At 62.1% G+C, this 16,867-nt stretch carries 15 protein-coding genes; all 15 read left to right on the top strand.

The window, feature by feature from the left end:
* The first annotated feature begins 193 nt into the window (after positions 1–193).
* The gene (locus tag APH42_RS05980; protein ID WP_012273569.1) at positions 194–979 is read left to right on the top strand and encodes an ABC transporter substrate-binding protein; all 786 of its coding nucleotides are present in this window, start codon (positions 194–196) and stop codon (positions 977–979) included.
* Between the two features lie 88 nt (positions 980–1,067).
* On the top strand, positions 1,068–1,757 hold the full coding sequence (locus tag APH42_RS05975; protein WP_012273568.1) for an ABC transporter permease: 690 nt from the start codon (positions 1,068–1,070) through the stop codon (positions 1,755–1,757).
* Positions 1,754–2,452, top strand: coding sequence for an ABC transporter permease (locus APH42_RS05970; protein ID WP_012273567.1), 699 nt, complete (start codon positions 1,754–1,756; stop codon positions 2,450–2,452). The genes APH42_RS05975 and APH42_RS05970 overlap by 4 nt, the downstream gene beginning before the upstream one ends.
* 22 nt (positions 2,453–2,474) lie before the next feature.
* Positions 2,475–3,239, top strand: coding sequence for an ABC transporter ATP-binding protein (locus APH42_RS05965; RefSeq protein WP_012273566.1), 765 nt, complete (start codon positions 2,475–2,477; stop codon positions 3,237–3,239).
* A 98-nt stretch (positions 3,240–3,337) separates the two neighbouring features.
* Positions 3,338–4,318 (top strand): transcriptional regulator ArgR, encoded by a 981-nt coding sequence (gene argR, locus APH42_RS05960; RefSeq protein WP_012273565.1) that lies wholly within the window; start codon positions 3,338–3,340, stop codon positions 4,316–4,318.
* Positions 4,319–4,625: 307 nt separating this feature from the next.
* Positions 4,626–5,846: an aspartate aminotransferase family protein gene (locus APH42_RS05955; RefSeq protein ID WP_012273564.1), complete on the top strand. Its 1,221-nt coding sequence runs from the start codon at positions 4,626–4,628 to the stop codon at positions 5,844–5,846.
* A gap of 135 nt (positions 5,847–5,981) precedes the next feature.
* On the top strand, positions 5,982–7,001 hold the full coding sequence (aruF, locus tag APH42_RS05950; protein ID WP_012273563.1) for an arginine/ornithine succinyltransferase subunit alpha: 1,020 nt from the start codon (positions 5,982–5,984) through the stop codon (positions 6,999–7,001).
* A 78-nt stretch (positions 7,002–7,079) separates the two neighbouring features.
* A complete protein-coding gene (astA, locus tag APH42_RS05945) occupies positions 7,080–8,108 on the top strand; it encodes an arginine N-succinyltransferase (protein ID WP_012273562.1) in 1,029 nt (342 codons plus the stop codon).
* Complete coding sequence (astD, locus tag APH42_RS05940; RefSeq protein ID WP_060492929.1) at positions 8,109–9,572, top strand: succinylglutamate-semialdehyde dehydrogenase; 1,464 nt, start codon at positions 8,109–8,111, stop codon at positions 9,570–9,572.
* 23 nt (positions 9,573–9,595) lie between these two features.
* Positions 9,596–10,945, top strand: coding sequence for an N-succinylarginine dihydrolase (astB, locus tag APH42_RS05935; RefSeq protein WP_012273560.1), 1,350 nt, complete (start codon positions 9,596–9,598; stop codon positions 10,943–10,945).
* Positions 10,946–10,959: 14 nt separating this feature from the next.
* Complete coding sequence (locus tag APH42_RS05930) at positions 10,960–11,250, top strand: hypothetical protein (protein ID WP_012273559.1); 291 nt, start codon at positions 10,960–10,962, stop codon at positions 11,248–11,250.
* 10 nt (positions 11,251–11,260) lie between these two features.
* The gene (gene astE, locus APH42_RS05925) at positions 11,261–12,268 is read left to right on the top strand and encodes a succinylglutamate desuccinylase (protein ID WP_012273558.1); all 1,008 of its coding nucleotides are present in this window, start codon (positions 11,261–11,263) and stop codon (positions 12,266–12,268) included.
* 316 nt (positions 12,269–12,584) lie between these two features.
* Positions 12,585–15,209, top strand: a complete 2,625-nt coding sequence (gene alaS / locus APH42_RS05920) for an alanine--tRNA ligase (RefSeq protein WP_041166554.1) — start codon at positions 12,585–12,587, stop codon at positions 15,207–15,209.
* Positions 15,210–15,293: 84 nt separating this feature from the next.
* The gene (locus APH42_RS05915; RefSeq protein WP_012273556.1) at positions 15,294–16,529 is read left to right on the top strand and encodes an aspartate kinase; all 1,236 of its coding nucleotides are present in this window, start codon (positions 15,294–15,296) and stop codon (positions 16,527–16,529) included.
* A gap of 167 nt (positions 16,530–16,696) precedes the next feature.
* On the top strand, positions 16,697–16,867 hold a 171-nt coding region (gene csrA / locus APH42_RS05910), incomplete at its 3' end, for a carbon storage regulator CsrA (protein ID WP_060492955.1).

Below are 16,867 nucleotides of genomic sequence, written 5' to 3'. Positions count from 1 at the left end.
CAGCGGTTTCAGGCGCTTCTGTAAGTAGTTGTCGCTTTGAAGAAATATCGACTACCGGGCTGTCGTTAAAATGCCACTCACTCGCTCGTGGTATGCGGCCTTGGTCGAACCCTGCGCGGCTCGCGTTGTACTCATTCGCATATCGGGCAGCCGTTACCTGCCTTGTATTGCCCCGTACCGATGGAGTTACCTGATGAAGAAGCTCGCACTGCTTGGCGCCCTGGCGCTGTCTGTGTTTTCCCTGGTGTCGCAGGCCGATGAAAAACCGCTGAAAATCGGCATCGAAGCCGCCTACCCACCCTTCGCCTTCAAGCAACCTGACGGCAGCATCGCAGGTTTTGACTACGACATCGGCAACGCCCTGTGCGAAGAGATGAAAGCCAAGTGCACCTGGGTCGAGCAGGAGTTCGACGGCCTGATCCCGGCGCTGAAAGTGCGCAAGATCGACGCCATCCTGTCGTCCATGTCGATCACCGATGACCGCAAGAAATCGGTTGACTTCACCAAGCGCTACTACCTGACCCCGGCGCGCCTGGTCATGAAGGACGGCACCACTGTCAGCGACAGCCTGGATGAACTCAAAGGCAAGAAGATTGGCGTGCAACGCGGCTCGATCCACGATCGCTTCGCCAAGGAAGTGCTGGGCGCCAAAGGTGCCACCGTGGTGCCTTACGGCACCCAGAACGAAATCTACCTCGATGTGGCGGCTGGTCGTCTCGACGGTACCGTGGCCGATGCCACCCTGCTGGAAGACGGTTTCCTCAAGACCGACGCCGGCAAGGGCTTCGCCTTCGTAGGCCCGGCCTTCACCGACGCCAAGTACTTCGGTGACGGCATCGGCATCGCGGTGCGCAAGGGTGACAAGGCCAACGTCGATCGTATCAACGCGGCCATCGACGCCATCCGTGCAAACGGCAAGTACAAAGAAATCGAGAAGAAGTACTTCAACTTCGACATCTACGGTCCAGACTCGAACTAAGACGTCGGGTTTCACCTGTGCAATGGTGCAAACAGCAGAGGCTCTGAGGTTTGCACCATTTTTCATTCTCTAGGTCGAGGACCTCATCATGTTGAAAGGCTACGGGGCAGTCATCCTCGACGGGGCGTGGCTGACGCTGCAGCTCGCCCTGTCGTCGATGGCCCTGGCCATCGTGCTCGGCCTGATCGGCGTAGCGCTGCGCTTGTCGCCGGTGCGCTGGCTGGCCTGGCTGGGCGATCTGTATTCCACGGTGATCCGTGGCATTCCGGACCTGGTCCTGATCCTGCTGATCTTCTACGGCGGGCAAGACATCATCAACCGGGTGGCGCCGCTGCTCGGCTACGAAGACTACATCGACCTGAACCCGCTGATTGCAGGTATCGGTACGCTGGGCTTTATCTTTGGCGCCTATCTGTCGGAAACATTCCGCGGCGCGTTCCTGGGTATTCCCAAGGGCCAGGCCGAAGCGGGCGTGGCCTATGGCATGAGCAATCGTCAGGTATTTTTCCGCATCCAGGTGCCGCAAATGATTCGCCTGGCGATCCCTGGCTTCACCAACAATTGGCTGGTACTGACCAAGGCTACCGCGCTGATCTCGGTGGTCGGTTTGCAGGACATGATGTTCAAGGCCAAGCAGGCGGCGGATGCCACCCGCGAGCCGTTCACCTTCTTCCTGGCGGTGGCGGCCCTGTACCTGGTGCTGACCAGTGTCTCGCTGCTGGCCCTGAAGTATCTGGAGCGCCGCTACTCGGTAGGCGTCAAGGTGGCTGAACTATGATCTTTGACTACAACGTGGTCTGGGAGGCATTGCCGCTGTATTTCGGCGGGCTGCTGACCACCCTCAAGCTGCTGGCGATCTCGCTGTTCTTCGGCCTGCTGGCGGCTATTCCACTGGGCCTGATGCGGGTATCCAAACAGCCTGTGGTCAACCTGGCTGCATGGCTGTACACCTACGTGATCCGCGGCACGCCGATGCTGGTGCAGTTGTTCCTGATCTATTACGGCCTGGCTCAGTTCGAGGCCGTGCGCGAAAGTATTTTCTGGCCGTTGCTGTCCAGTGCCACCTTCTGCGCCTGCCTGGCGTTCGGCATCAATACCAGTGCCTACACCGCCGAAATCATCGCCGGTAGCCTCAAGGCCACGCCGCACGGCGAGATCGAGGCGGCCAAGGCCATGGGCATGTCGCGCATGAAGATGTACCGCCGCATCCTGCTGCCGTCCGCCCTGCGCCGGGCGCTGCCGCAGTACAGCAACGAAGTGATCATGATGCTGCAGACCACCAGCCTGGCGTCGATCGTTACCCTGATCGACATCACCGGTGCCGCACGCACGGTCAATGCCCAATACTACCTGCCTTTCGAGGCCTATATCACGGCGGGCGTGTTCTACCTGTGCCTGACCTTCATCCTGGTGCGCCTGTTCAAGATGGCCGAACGCCGCTGGCTCGGCTACCTGGCGCCGCGCAAGCACTGACCGCTTTGTGAGAATCGACAGCATGTACAAACTCGAAGTCCAAGACCTGCACAAGCGCTACGGTAGCCACGAAGTGCTCAAGGGCGTTTCTCTGGCGGCCAAGGCCGGCGACGTTATCAGCATCATCGGCTCCAGCGGATCAGGCAAGTCGACCTTCCTGCGCTGCATCAACCTGCTGGAGCAGCCGCACGCCGGCAAGATCCTGCTCAACAACGAAGAGCTCAAGCTGGTCGCCGGCAAGGACGGCGCGCTGAAGGCTGCCGACCCGCGTCAGTTGCAGCGCATGCGTTCGCGCCTTTCGATGGTGTTTCAGCACTTCAACCTGTGGTCGCACATGACCGCGCTGGAGAACATCATCGAAGCCCCAGTGCACGTGCTGGGCGTGAGCCGCAAGGAGGCGCTGGAGAAGGCCGAGCACTACCTGGCCAAGGTCGGTGTCGCTCACCGCAAGGATGCTTTCCCTGGGCATATGTCGGGTGGTGAGCAACAACGTGTGGCAATTGCCCGGGCGCTGGCGATGGAGCCGGAGGTTATGCTGTTCGACGAGCCGACCTCGGCGCTCGACCCCGAGCTGGTAGGTGATGTGCTCAAAGTGATGCAGGCGCTGGCCCAGGAAGGCCGGACCATGGTGGTGGTGACCCACGAAATGGGTTTTGCTCGAGAGGTGTCCAACCAGCTGGTGTTCCTGCACAAAGGCCTGGTGGAAGAAACCGGCTGCCCGCGTGAAGTGTTGGCCAACCCGCAGTCGGAGCGCCTGAAGCAGTTCCTCTCCGGCAGCCTGAAGTAAAAGCTGCATTTTTGCACCAGAATAGGGCATGCTGCGCGGCAAGCGCAGCCTGACCCGGCGCACAGACTCGAACGACCTCAGGTTTCGGACCGCACCCTATGACCACCCAGCGAATCGGTTTTCTCATCTGGCCCAGCACCAGGCCTTTGACCCTGGCGCTGGCCGAGGAAGTGTTGCAGGTGGCGCAGCGGGTGCATCCGGATGTGATCTACGAGTTGTCCTTCCTGCAGGCTGAACCTGCGCAGGATGGCGCCTGGCGTCTGCCGGGCGAACCGTGGAACGGCCGCCTGGAGGGTTGCCACAAGTTGTTTCTGCTGGCGGATGAGCCGCCTGCGGCGATGGGGGCTGCCTTGTCGGCGGCGCTCAAGCAACTGGCGCGCAGTGGCTGCATGATCGGCAGCCTGTCTGCCGGGGTGTATCCCTTGGCAATGCTGGGGCTGCTCGATGGTTACCGCGCTGCGGTTCACTGGCGCTGGCAAGATGATTTTGCCGAACGCTTCCCTAAAGTGATCGCCACCAGCCACTTGTTCGATTGGGATCGTGACCGCCTTAGCGCCTGTGGCGGCATGGCCGTGACTGACCTGCTGTTGGCGGTGCTGGCGCGCGATCACGGGGCGGAACTGGCCGGGGCGGTGTCGGAAGAGCTGGTGGTCGAGCGCATTCGCGAGGGTGGCGAGCGCCAGCGAATTCCGCTGCAGAACCGCCTGGGGTCCAGCCATCCCAAGTTGACTCAGGCAGTGCTGCTGATGGAAGCCAACATCGAAGAGCCGCTGACCACCGACGAAATTGCCCAGCATGTTTGCGTGTCGCGTCGGCAGTTGGAGCGCATTTTCAAGCAGTACCTGAACCGCGTGCCCAGCCAGTACTATTTGGAGCTGCGGCTGAACAAGGCGCGGCAAATGCTGATGCAGACCAGCAAGTCGATCATTCAGATCGGGTTGTCTTGTGGCTTCTCTTCGGGGCCGCATTTTTCCAGCGCCTATCGCAACTTCTTTGGTGCAACGCCACGGGAAGACCGTAACCAGCGGCGCAGCAGCAGCCCGTTCGAGCTGAGTTCGGCGCCTGCCGAAAAAGGCTGATCTTTCGGGGGATTCCGGGCGTATGGCTTGGGGGTGAAGGCAGCGCTCGATCTCAAAGGCGCCAGGCGAACATCGTCGGACATCCTGCCCTTCGCAAACCTATGTGAACACCCGTTCACCCAGCCCCCTCTCTCCCGTACACTGCGCGATTGCGACAGTGTTTGTCGCATTGCCGAAAACCTTGTCCAAACAGGGTTTTGCGCTGTAACAAGTTGTCGCTTGGCCGCAAGGACAGGCGCGGATCAGTCCTTACAATCCCCCCATCGCTCGCCACTTCCAGGCCAGCGTTCCTCTTCAGGAGACTCAGATGTCCGTTGAGCAAGCCCCGGTGCAACGTGCCGATTTCGACCAGGTCATGGTTCCCAATTATTCTCCGGCGGCCTTCATTCCTGTGCGAGGCGAGGGTTCCCGCGTCTGGGACCAGTCGGGTCGCGAGTTGATCGACTTTGCCGGTGGCATCGCGGTAAACGCCCTGGGTCACTGCCATCCGGCACTGGTCAAGGCCCTGACCGAACAGGCCAACACCCTCTGGCATGTATCCAACGTGTTCACCAACGAGCCGGCCCTTCGCCTGGCTCACAAGCTGGTGGACGCTACCTTTGCCGACCGCGCGTTCTTCTGCAACTCTGGCGCCGAGTCCAACGAGGCTGCTTTCAAGCTGGCCCGTCGCGTTGCCCATGATCGCTTCGGCCCTGAAAAGCACGAAATCATCGCCACCGTGAACAGCTTCCACGGTCGCACCCTGTTCACTGTCAGCGTCGGTGGCCAGCCGAAGTACTCCGACGGCTTCGGCCCGAAGATCACCGGTATCAGCCACGTGCCCTACAACGACCTGGAAGCACTGAAGGCGCAGATTTCCGATAAGACCTGCGCCGTGGTGATCGAGCCGATCCAGGGCGAAAGTGGCGTGGTGCCGGCCGACAAGGCCTACCTGGAAGGCGCGCGCAAGCTGTGTGACGAGCACAACGCCCTGCTGATCTTCGACGAAGTGCAGACTGGCGTGGGCCGCACCGGCTCGCTGTATGCCTACCAGCATTACGGCGTGACCCCGGACATCCTGACCAGCGCCAAGAGCCTGGGCGGCGGCTTCCCGATCGGTGCCATGCTGACCACCACCGAGCTGGCCAAGCACCTGGCCGTTGGCACCCACGGCACCACCTATGGCGGCAACCCACTGGGCTGCGCCGTTGCCTGTGCGGTGCTGGACGTTATCAACACCCCGCAAACCCTGGCCGGCATCAAGGCCAAGCACGAACGCTTCAAAACCCGCCTGGAGCAGATCGGCCAGAAGTACAACCTGTTCACCCAGGTGCGTGGTGTCGGCCTGCTGCTGGGTTGCGTGCTGACCGAAGCCTGGCAAGGCAAGGCCAAGGACGTGCTCAACGCGGCCGAGAAAGAAGGCGTAATGGTGCTGCAGGCCGGCCCGGACGTGGTCCGCTTCGCGCCAAGCCTGGTGGTTGAGGACGCCGACATCGATGCAGGCCTGGACCGCTTCGAGCGCGCCGTGGCCACACTGACCCAAGGCTGACCCGCCTGCGGTCCTCTCGCCGGTCCCAGCCATGGCTGAACCGGGCCGGCGATACCCGATTCCAGTGCAGGTGCCCAAGCGCCTGCCGTTTATCCGTGCCGCCGTCAGCGGCCCGTATTCCAAAGGAGTGACACCATGCTGGTGATGCGCCCCGCGCAAATGGCTGATCTGAACGAAGTGCAGCGCATGGCTGCAGACAGCCCCATTGGTGTCACCTCGCTGCCGGACGACACTGCTCGCCTGGGCGACAAGATTGCCGCCTCCGAGACATCCTTCGCCGCCGAGGTCAGCTTCAACGGTGAAGAAAGTTACTTTTTCGTGCTCGAAGACAGTAACACCGGGAAGCTGGTCGGCTGCTCGGCCATCGTCGCTTCGGCCGGCTACTCCGAGCCGTTCTACAGCTTTCGTAACGAGACCTTCGTGCACGCCTCGCGCGAGCTGAAGATCCACAACAAAATCCACGTGCTGTCGCTGTGCCACGATTTGACCGGCAACAGCTTGTTGACCAGCTTCTATGTGTTGCCAGAGTTGGTGAACAGTGGCTGGGCCGAGCTCAACTCGCGCGGCCGCCTGCTGTTCATGGCCGCGCACCCGGAACGCTTCGCCGACTCGGTGGTAACCGAAATCGTCGGTTACAGCGACGAACAGGGCGAATCGCCGTTCTGGGATGCCATCGGCCGCAATTTCTTCGACCTCAACTATGCCCACGCCGAACGCCTGTGCGGGCTCAAGAGCCGTACCTTCCTCGCCGAGCTGATGCCGCACTACCCAATCTACGTGCCGCTGCTGCCTGACCTGGCGCAGGAAGCCATGGGCCAGGTGCACCCGCGCGCGCAAATCACCTTCGACATCCTCATGCGTGAAGGCTTCGAGACCGAGCACTACATCGACATTTTCGACGGCGGCCCGACCTTGCACGCGCGCACCTCGGGCATTCGCTCGATCGCCCAGAGCCGGGTGGCGCCGGTGAAAATCGAAGACGCCCCGGTCAAGGGCGGGCGCCCGTACTTGGTGTGCAACGGCCAGTTGCAGGACTACCGCGCGGTGCTGCTGGACCTCGACTGGGTGCCCGGCAAGCCGGTCAGCCTGAGCGTGGCTGCAGCCGACGCGCTGGGCGTGGGCGAGGGCGCCAGCGTGCGCCTGGTCGCGGTCTGAGGTCTGGCAACAGACGTTTCGGGATTGATGCGTTAGCAGAGTTTCGCGCCGGCAGATGCCGCCGCACAAGGAGATAGCATGATCGTTCGTCCTGTACGCAGCAGCGATTTGCCTGCGTTGATCGAATTGGCACGCAGCACCGGCACCACCGGGCTGACCACGCTGCCGGCCAACGAAGAACGCCTGGGGCATCGCGTTGGCTGGGCGGAAAAAAGCTTCCGCGGCGAAGCGGAGCGTGGCGACACCGACTACCTGTTCGTGCTGGAAAACGACGAAGGCCTGGTGGTGGGCATCAGTGCCATTGCCGGTGCCGTAGGCCTGCGCGAGCCCTGGTACAACTACCGGGTCGGCCTGACGGTCAGTGCCTCGCAGGAACTGAAGATCTACCGCGAAATCCCGACGCTGTTCCTGGCCAACGACCTGACCGGCAATTCCGAGCTGTGCTCGCTGTTCCTGCGCAGCGACTACCGCTCCGGCCTCAATGGCCGCCTGCTATCGCGCGCACGTATGCTGTTCATTGCCGAGTTCCCAGAGTTGTTCGGCAAGAAGATCATTGCCGAAATGCGCGGTATGTCTGACGAACAGGGCCGTTCACCCTTCTGGGAAAGCCTGGGCCGGCACTTCTTCAAGATGGAGTTCAGCCAGGCCGACTACCTGACGGGGGTGGGCAACAAGTCGTTCATTGCCGAACTGATGCCCAAGTTCCCGCTGTACACCTGCTTCCTGTCCGAGGCAGCGCGCAACGTGATCGGCCGCGTGCACAAAGACACCGAGCCGGCGTTGGCGATGCTCAAGCAGGAGGGCTTCAACTACCAGGGCTACGTCGATATCTTCGATGCAGGCCCGGCCATCGAATGCGACACCGCCAAGATCCGCGCCGTGCGCGAGAGCCAGACCCTGGTGCTGGCGGTAGGGACGCCAGGCGATGACGCCACCCCTTTCATCATCCACAACCGCAAGCGCGACGACTGCCGCATCACGGCTGCACCTGCGCGGCTGGCCGCCGGCACCCTGGTGGTCGACCCGCTGACCGCCAAGCGCCTGCGCATGGGCGCTGGCGACAATGTGCGCGCCGTGCCGCTGTCGGCTAGCCGGGAGGCCCAGTAAATGACTACGCATTACATCGCAGGCAATTGGCAGGCCGGCCTGGGCGATACCCTTCAGTCGCTGAACCCGGTGACGCAAGCCGTGGTCTGGCAAGGGCAGGGTGCTGAGGCTAGCCAGGTGGGTGCTGCCGTGCAGGCAGCGCGGCAAGCCTTCCCGGCCTGGGCGCAATTGAGTCTGGAGGCGCGTATCGATGTGCTGGAGAAGTTTGCCGCGCAGTTGAAAGTGCATGCCGAAGCCATGGCCCAGTGCATTGGCGAGGAAACCGGGAAGCCGCTGTGGGAATCGGCGACCGAAGTCACCAGCATGATCAACAAGGTCGCGATTTCGGTACAAAGCTACCGCGAGCGCACCGGTGAAAAGAGCGGCCCGCTGGCCGATGCCACGGCCGTTCTGCGGCACAAGCCCCACGGTGTGGTGGCGGTGTTCGGCCCCTACAACTTCCCCGGGCACCTGCCCAATGGCCATATCGTGCCGGCGCTTTTGGCAGGTAACTGTGTGGTGTTCAAGCCCAGCGAGCTGACCCCCAAGGTCGCTGAGCTGACCGTCAATTGCTGGATTGCCGCCGGCCTGCCGGCGGGTGTGCTGAACCTGGTACAGGGCGCGCGCGAAACCGGTGTGGCGCTGGCCGCCAACCCGGGTATCGATGGCCTGTTCTTCACCGGCTCCAGCCGCACCGGCAACCTTCTGCATCAACAGTTCGCCGGGCGCCCAGACAAGATCCTGGCCCTGGAAATGGGTGGCAACAACCCGCTGGTGGTGGATGAGGTCAAGGACCTGGACGCGGCGGTGTACACCATTATCCAGTCGGCGTTCATTTCCGCCGGCCAGCGTTGCACCTGCGCGCGTCGCCTGCTGGTGCCGCAAGGGAGCTGGGGCGATGCGCTGATCGCGCGCCTGGTCGACGTGTGCAAAACCATCACGGTGGGGGCGTTCGATGAACAGCCGGCGCCGTTCATGGGGTCGGTGATTTCGCTGCAGGCAGCGCGGGCGCTGATTGCAGCTCAGGCCGAATTGGCCGCCAAAGGTGGCGTGAAGCTGCTGGAAATGACCCAACCACAGGCCGATGCCGCACTGCTGACCCCTGGCATCATCGATGTCACTGCCGTGGATGAGCGCCCGGACGAGGAGTTCTTCGGCCCGCTGCTGCAGGTGATCCGCTACGTCGACTTCGATGCTGCGATCGATGAAGCCAACAACACCCAGTACGGCCTGGCCGCTGGTTTGTTGTCCGATTCGCGCGCCCGCTACCAGTACTTCTGGCTGCGCAGCCGCGCCGGCATCGTCAACTGGAACAAACAGCTGACCGGTGCCGCCAGCAGTGCGCCGTTCGGTGGCGTGGGTGCCAGTGGCAACCATCGCGCCAGTGCCTATTACGCGGCTGACTACTGCGCTTACCCCGTGGCTTCGCTGGAGACTGCCAGCCTTGCCTTGCCGGCGACCCTGACGCCGGGCGTCACCCTATAACAACAGGTCACGGAGCCTAGCCGATGAAATCCTATGAAGTGAATTTTGATGGCCTGGTGGGGCCAACCCACAACTATGGCGGCCTGTCCTACGGCAACGTGGCTTCGCAGAGCAACAGCCAGCAGGGGTCCAACCCGCGTGAGGCGGCGCGCCAGGGCCTGGCGAAGATGAAAGCGCTGGCCGACATGGGCTTCAAGCAAGGTGTGCTGGCGCCGCAGGAGCGCCCGGATGTGGCCGCGCTGCGCCGCCTGGGGTTCAGCGGCAGTGATGCCGAAGTCATCCAGCGCGCCGCCGCCGATGCCATGCCGCTGCTGGTGGCCAGTTGCTCGGCTTCGAGCATGTGGGTGGCCAACGCCGCAACCGTAAGCCCCAGTGCCGACACTGCGGACGGCCGCGTGCACTTCACTGCCGCCAACCTCAACTGCAAATACCACCGCAGCATCGAGCATCCGACCACCAGCCGGGTGCTGGGCGCCATGTTCAACAACGAGAAACACTTTGCCCACCACCCGGCGCTGCCTGCCGTGGCACAGTTCGGTGACGAGGGCGCGGCCAACCACACGCGCTTCTGCAGTGCCTATGGCGAGGCGGGTGTGGAGTTCTTCGTATACGGCCGCAGTGCCTTCGACAGCCGTTACCCGGCGCCGCAGAAGTACCCGGCGCGGCAAACCCTGGAGGCCTCTCAGGCCGTGGCTCGGCTGCACGGCCTGAGCGATGACGGCGTGGTCTACGCTCAACAGAACCCGGCGGTGATTGACCAGGGTGTGTTCCACAATGATGTGATTTCGGTGGGTAACGGCGAAGTGCTGTTCTACCACGAGGACGCGTTCCTCGAGACTGACGCAGTGCTTGGCCAGCTGCGAGCTAAACTGGCCAGCAAGGGTGGCAACTTCCAGGCCATCTGCGTGCCACGGGCAGCGGTGACGGTTGAGGACGCGGTGCGTTCCTACCTGTTCAACAGCCAGCTGCTAAGCCGCGACGATGGTTCCATGCTGCTGGTGGTGCCGGAAGAGTGCCGCAACAACGAGCGGGTCTGGGCCTACCTGGGCCAGTTGACCAGCCAGGGCGGCCCGGTGAATGAGGTCAAGATATTCGACCTCAAGCAGAGCATGCAGAACGGCGGTGGCCCGGCCTGCCTGCGTTTGCGCGTGGCTTTGAAGGAAACGGAACTGGCAGCGGTCAATCAAGGCGTTATCATGACGGCCTCGCTGTATGACACGCTGCTGCAGTGGGTCGACAGGCATTACCGCGATCGCCTTGGCGAAGCAGACCTGGCCGACCCGCAATTGCTGGTGGAATGCCGTACGGCACTGGACGAATTGACCCAGATCCTGAAGTTGGGCTCGGTGTATCCGTTCCAACGCCAACCTTGAAGAGAGACTTTGTAATGACCGACGCCCTGCGCCTGATCCTTGAAGATGAAGACGGCACCCAGCTGGAAACTTCCTGCACCCGCTTTGCCGTGGTCTGGCAAGGCAAGGAAGTGTGGATTCAGCAAGACGGCCGTGGCCAGTTGCTGATCGGTGTGGATGTCGAGGAAGACGACACCGAATATGCCAACCTGCTGCTGCGCCCGATGGCCACCAACCTGGTCAGCCTGCAACTGGAAATGGAGCCGGCGGAGCTTGGCGAAGGCGACGATCACGTCCATGGCCCTGACTGCGGCCACCACCACTAAGGAAGTACCTATGCTCGCCCTTGGCAAATTGCTTGAGCTGACCCTCACCGATCACGAACCGGCCGAGAAGACCCAAGTGACACCCAAGGGCGCGCGTTTGCGCTGGCTGGGGGAGGGTGCGCTTGAAGTGCGCCCGGCTGAAAGCGAGGATTGCGGGCTGGATTTGCTGCTGTCCGCCGGCATTCATGGCAACGAGACGGCGCCGATCGAATTGCTGGAGCGGCTGCTGCACGGCGTGGCCAACGGCAAGATCAAACCCAGGGCGCGCCTGCTGTTCCTGTTCGGCAACCCGGTGGCAATCCGCAAGGGCGAGCGCTTCATCGAGCAGGACATCAACCGCCTTTTCAATGGCCGTCACGAGCTTTCCAGCGGTTTTGAGGCGTTGCGCGCCGCTGAGCTGGAACAGTTTGCCAGGGTGTTCTTCAGCAAGCCGGGGCGCAGCCGGCTGCATTACGACCTGCATACGGCCATCCGTGGTTCGAAGATCGAACAATTCGCCTTGTATCCCTATAAAGAAGGGCGCAAGCACTCCCGTCGCGAACTGGCGCGCCTGGCGGCGGCGGGTATGGAAGCGGTGTTGCTGCAAAGCAAGTCGTCCATCACCTTCAGCGCATTCACCTATGAACAGCTGGATGCCGAAGCCTTCACGCTGGAACTGGGCAAGGCCCGCCCGTTCGGCCAGAACGAGCAGGTCAACCTCGACAAGCTGGAAGAGCGGCTGATCCGCATCATCGAGGCGACCGAACCAGAAGGCGAAAGCTCGCTGGATGGCCTGCAACTGTTCAGTGTTTCCCGTGAAATCATCAAGCACAGCGACAGCTTCCACCTGCACCTGCCGGCGGATATCGAAAACTTCTCCGAGCTGAGCAAGGGTTACCTGCTGGCCGAAGACCTGGCCGAGATGCGCTGGGTGGTCGAGGAGGAGGGCGCGCGCATCATCTTCCCCAACCCCAAGGTCAGGAACGGTTTGCGCGCCGGTATCCTGATTGTGCCGGATTCGGGGCAGCGGCTAGGCTGATGCGCTATGGCTGCTGCTGTGGGAGTCGCTTTTTGGGGAGCGGCCTTGCGTGATGATTCCCATGAAACTCTTTTAATTCACCGCCTGTTCCATTTTCCCTTCCCATAAGCGGTAATTGGCTTGCCAGTGGCGAAACACAGGATTTAGCATCCGGTCATGTCATTTTCGTTTGCATAGCCCGAAAAACCGTCCAAACGACAGTTTCTATCGTATAAACACACTGCATCGAGCTTGCAGGACCGATATAATGCGGCCCTTTGCCGTCGTTTCGTCGACGTGTTTGCCCAACAGGGCCGCCGTTTCCGTGGAAGAACCTATGAAAAGCGCAGAAATCCGTGAAGCCTTCCTTCGCTTCTTCGAAGAGCAAGGCCATACCCGAGTCGCCTCCAGTTCGCTGATCCCGAACAACGACCCGACCCTGCTGTTCACCAACGCAGGCATGAACCAGTTCAAGGACTGCTTCCTCGGTGCAGAGAAGCGCGCCTACACCCGCGCCGTCAGCAGCCAGAAGTGCGTGCGCGCCGGTGGCAAGCACAACGACCTGGAAAACGTCGGTTACACCGCGCGTCACCACACCTTCTTCGAAATGCTGGGCAACTTCAGCTTCGGTGACTATTTCAAGCGCGATGCCATCACCTTCGCCTGGACCTTCCTGACCTCGGAGCAGTGGCTGAACCTGCCCAAGGAAAAGCTCTGGGTCACTGTCTACGCCACTGACGACGAAGCCTACGACATCTGGACCAAGGAAGTCGGCGTGCCGGCCGAGCGCATGGTGCGCATCGGCGACAACAAAGGCGCCCCGTACGCCTCCGACAACTTCTGGACCATGGGCGACACTGGCCCGTGCGGCCCATGCACCGAGATCTTCTACGACCACGGCCCGGACATCTGGGGCGGCCCACCCGGCTCGCCAGAAGAAGACGGCGACCGCTACATCGAGATCTGGAACAACGTCTTCATGCAGTTCAACCGCACCGCCGATGGCGTGCTGCACCCGCTGCCAGCGCCGTCGGTGGACACCGGCATGGGCCTGGAGCGCGTCAGCGCCGTGCTGCAGCACGTGCACTCGAACTACGAGATCGACCTGTTCCAGAACCTGCTGGCGGCCGCGGCCAAGGCCATCGGTTGCAGCAATGACGGCCAGGCCTCGCTGAAAGTCGTCGCCGACCACATTCGTTCCTGCGGCTTCCTGATTGCCGACGGTGTGCTGCCGTCCAACGAAGGCCGTGGCTACGTGCTGCGCCGCATCATTCGTCGCGCTTGCCGTCACGGTAACAAGCTGGGCGCCAAGGGCAGCTTCTTCTACCAGATCGTTGCGGCACTGGCTGCTGAAATGGGCGAAGCCTTCCCGGAACTGAAGAGCCAGCAAGCGCACATCGAGCGCGTGCTCAAGGCCGAAGAAGAGCAGTTCGCCAAGACCCTGGAGCAGGGCCTGCGTATCCTCGAGCAAGACCTGGCCCAGCTCAAAGGTGACGTGGTGCCGGGCGACGTGGTGTTCAAGCTGTACGACACCTACGGCTTCCCGATGGACCTGACTGCCGACATTGCCCGTGAGCGTGAGCTGACCATCGACGAAGCCGGCTTCGAGCGCGAGATGGATGCCCAGCGTGAGCGTGCCCGTTCCGCCAGCGCCTTCGGCATGGATTACAACAGCCTGGTTAAAGTCGACAGCGCCACCGAATTCCTCGGTTACGACGCCACCGAAGCCCAAGGCAAGATCATTGCCCTGTACAAGGACGGCCAGGCCGTCGACCAGTTGGGTGAAGGCGAGCAGGGCGTGGTCGTGCTCGACCGCACGCCGTTCTACGCCGAGTCCGGCGGCCAGGTGGGTGATACCGGCTTCCTGCAGGCTGGCGCTGCACGCTTCGACGTGCGCGACACCACCAAAACTGGCGGTGCCTTCCTGCACCACGGTGTGGTCGCCAGCGGTGCGCTGGTGATCGGTTCGCCAGTCGAGGCCAAGGTCGATGCCGACGTGCAGCATGCCACCTCGCTGAACCACTCCGCCACTCACCTGTTGCACGAAGCGCTGCGTCAGGTATTGGGCGAGCACGTGCAGCAGAAGGGCTCGCTGGTCGACAGCCAGCGCCTGCGTTTCGACTTCAGCCATTTCGAAGCGCTGAAGCCAGAGCAGATCAAGCAACTGGAAGACATCGTCAACCGCGAAGTGCGCAAGAACACTGCCGTTGAAACCGAACTGACCGACATCGAAACCGCCAAGGCCAAAGGCGCCATGGCGCTGTTCGGCGAGAAGTACGGCGACACTGTGCGCGTGTTGAGCATGGGCGGCGATTTCTCGGTGGAGCTGTGCGGCGGTATCCACGCCAAGCGCACCGGTGACATCAGCCTGTTCAAGATCATCAGCGAAGGCGGCGTGGCCTCTGGCGTGCGCCGTATCGAAGCGGTGACCGGCGCCGCTGCGCTGGCCTACCTGAACGCTGCCGAAGAGCAGGTCAAGGAAGCCGCGCAACTGGTCAAAGGCAACCGCGACAACCTGATCGACAAGCTGTCGGCTGTGCTTGAGCGCAACCGCCAGCTGGAGAAGCAGCTTGAACAGCTGCAGGCCAAGGCCGCCAGCGCCGCCGGGGACGATCTCTCCAACGCGGCCGTTGAGGTCAAAGGTGCCAAGGTGCTCGCCGCCCGCCTGGATGGGCAGGACGGCAAGGCCCTGCTGGCCCTGGTCGATCAGCTGAAGAACAAGCTCGGCCACGCAGTGATCCTGCTGGGCAGCGAGCATGAGGGCAAGGTCGTGCTGGTGGCCGGCGTGACCAAGGACCTCTCCAGCCAACTCAAGGCTGGCGATCTGATGAAACAAGCCGCTGCGGCGGTGGGTGGCAAGGGCGGTGGCCGTCCGGACATGGCCCAGGGTGGTGGCGTCGACGTCGCCGCGCTGGACCAGGCCCTGGCGCTGGCCGTGCCATTCGCAGAGCAGGGACTTTGAGATGAAGGGGCCGGTGGTCTAGTCACCGGCCTCTTCATGTTGGATTGTTTTTTGGGGCCCTGTATGGGCTGAGGCACCATTGAAATGGCGTTGATCGTACAGAAATTTGGCGGCACCTCTGTCGGTTCCATCGAGCGAATCGAGCAGGTAGCCGAAAAGGTCAAGAAACACCGTGAGGCAGGCGACGACCTGGTGATTGTGCTGTCGGCCATGAGCGGTGAAACCAATCGCCTGATCGACCTGGCCAAGCAGATTACCGATCAGCCGGTTCCTCGTGAGCTGGATGTGATCGTGTCGACCGGTGAGCAGGTCACCATTGCCCTGCTGACCATGGCCTTGATCAAGCGTGGTGTGCCAGCGGTGTCCTACACCGGCAACCAGGTGCGCATTCTCACCGACAGCTCGCACAACAAGGCGCGCATCCTGCAGATCGACGACCAGAAAATTCGTGCCGACCTCAAGGAAGGCCGCGTGGTCGTGGTTGCAGGTTTCCAGGGCGTCGACGAGCACGGCAGCATCACCACCCTGGGCCGTGGCGGCTCCGACACCACCGGCGTGGCCCTGGCGGCGGCGCTGAAGGCTGATGAGTGCCAGATCTACACCGATGTCGATGGCGTCTACACCACCGACCCGCGCGTCGTGCCGCAGGCCCAGCGCCTGGAGAAGATCACCTTCGAAGAGATGCTGGAAATGGCCAGCCTCGGTTCCAAGGTGCTGCAGATCCGCTCGGTGGAGTTCGCCGGCAAATACAACGTTCCGCTGCGCGTGCTGCACAGCTTCAAGGAGGGTCCGGGTACCCTCATTACCATTGATGAAGAGGAATCCATGGAACAGCCGATCATTTCCGGTATCGCCTTCAACCGTGATGAAGCCAAGCTGACCATTCGCGGCGTGCCGGACACCCCGGGCGTGGCCTTCAAGATCCTCGGCCCGATCAGTGCTTCGAACATCGAAGTCGACATGATCGTGCAGAACGTTGCCCACGATAACACCACCGACTTCACCTTCACCGTACACCGCAACGAGTACGAGAAGGCGCAAAGCGTGCTGGAAAACACTGCCCGCGAAATCGGTGCCCGTGAAGTGATCGGCGACACCAAGATCGCCAAGGTCTCGATCGTTGGCGTCGGCATGCGTTCGCACGCCGGTGTCGCCAGCCGCATGTTCGAAGCGCTGGCCAAGGAAAGTATCAACATCCAGATGATCTCCACCTCCGAAATCAAGGTTTCGGTAGTGATCGAAGAGAAGTACCTGGAGCTGGCCGTACGCGCGCTGCACACCGCGTTCGAGCTGGACGCCCCTGCCCGACAGGGCGAGTAAGGCGCTGCCTGGAAGGGCGCGGCTTGCCGCGCCCTTCGCGTTTCTGCTCGTTGCACAGGCCCTGTCCTGGCCTGTGCAGCGAGTAACCGGGGCTAAGGTCGTCGTCCACGACCCTGCCTCGAAACCCAAGACTGTTACCCCTGAATGTTTCGCGTAAGGAGAAAGCTATGTTGATTCTGACTCGTCGGTGCGCCGAGAGCCTGATCATTGGAGACGGCGAGATCACCGTGACGGTGCTTGGCGTCAAAGGCAACCAGGTGCGTATTGGCGTCAGCGCCCCGAAAGAAGTGGCTGTTCACCGCGAGGAAATCTACCTGCGGATCAAGAAAGAGAAGGAT

Origin of the sequence: Pseudomonas sp. NBRC 111140 (assembly GCF_001320885.1) — a bacterium.
GTDB classification, from domain to species: Bacteria; Pseudomonadota; Gammaproteobacteria; order Pseudomonadales; family Pseudomonadaceae; genus Aquipseudomonas; species Aquipseudomonas putida_P.
Note: the sequence above shows the minus strand (reverse complement) of the source record. Positions and strands in the feature narration are given on the sequence as shown.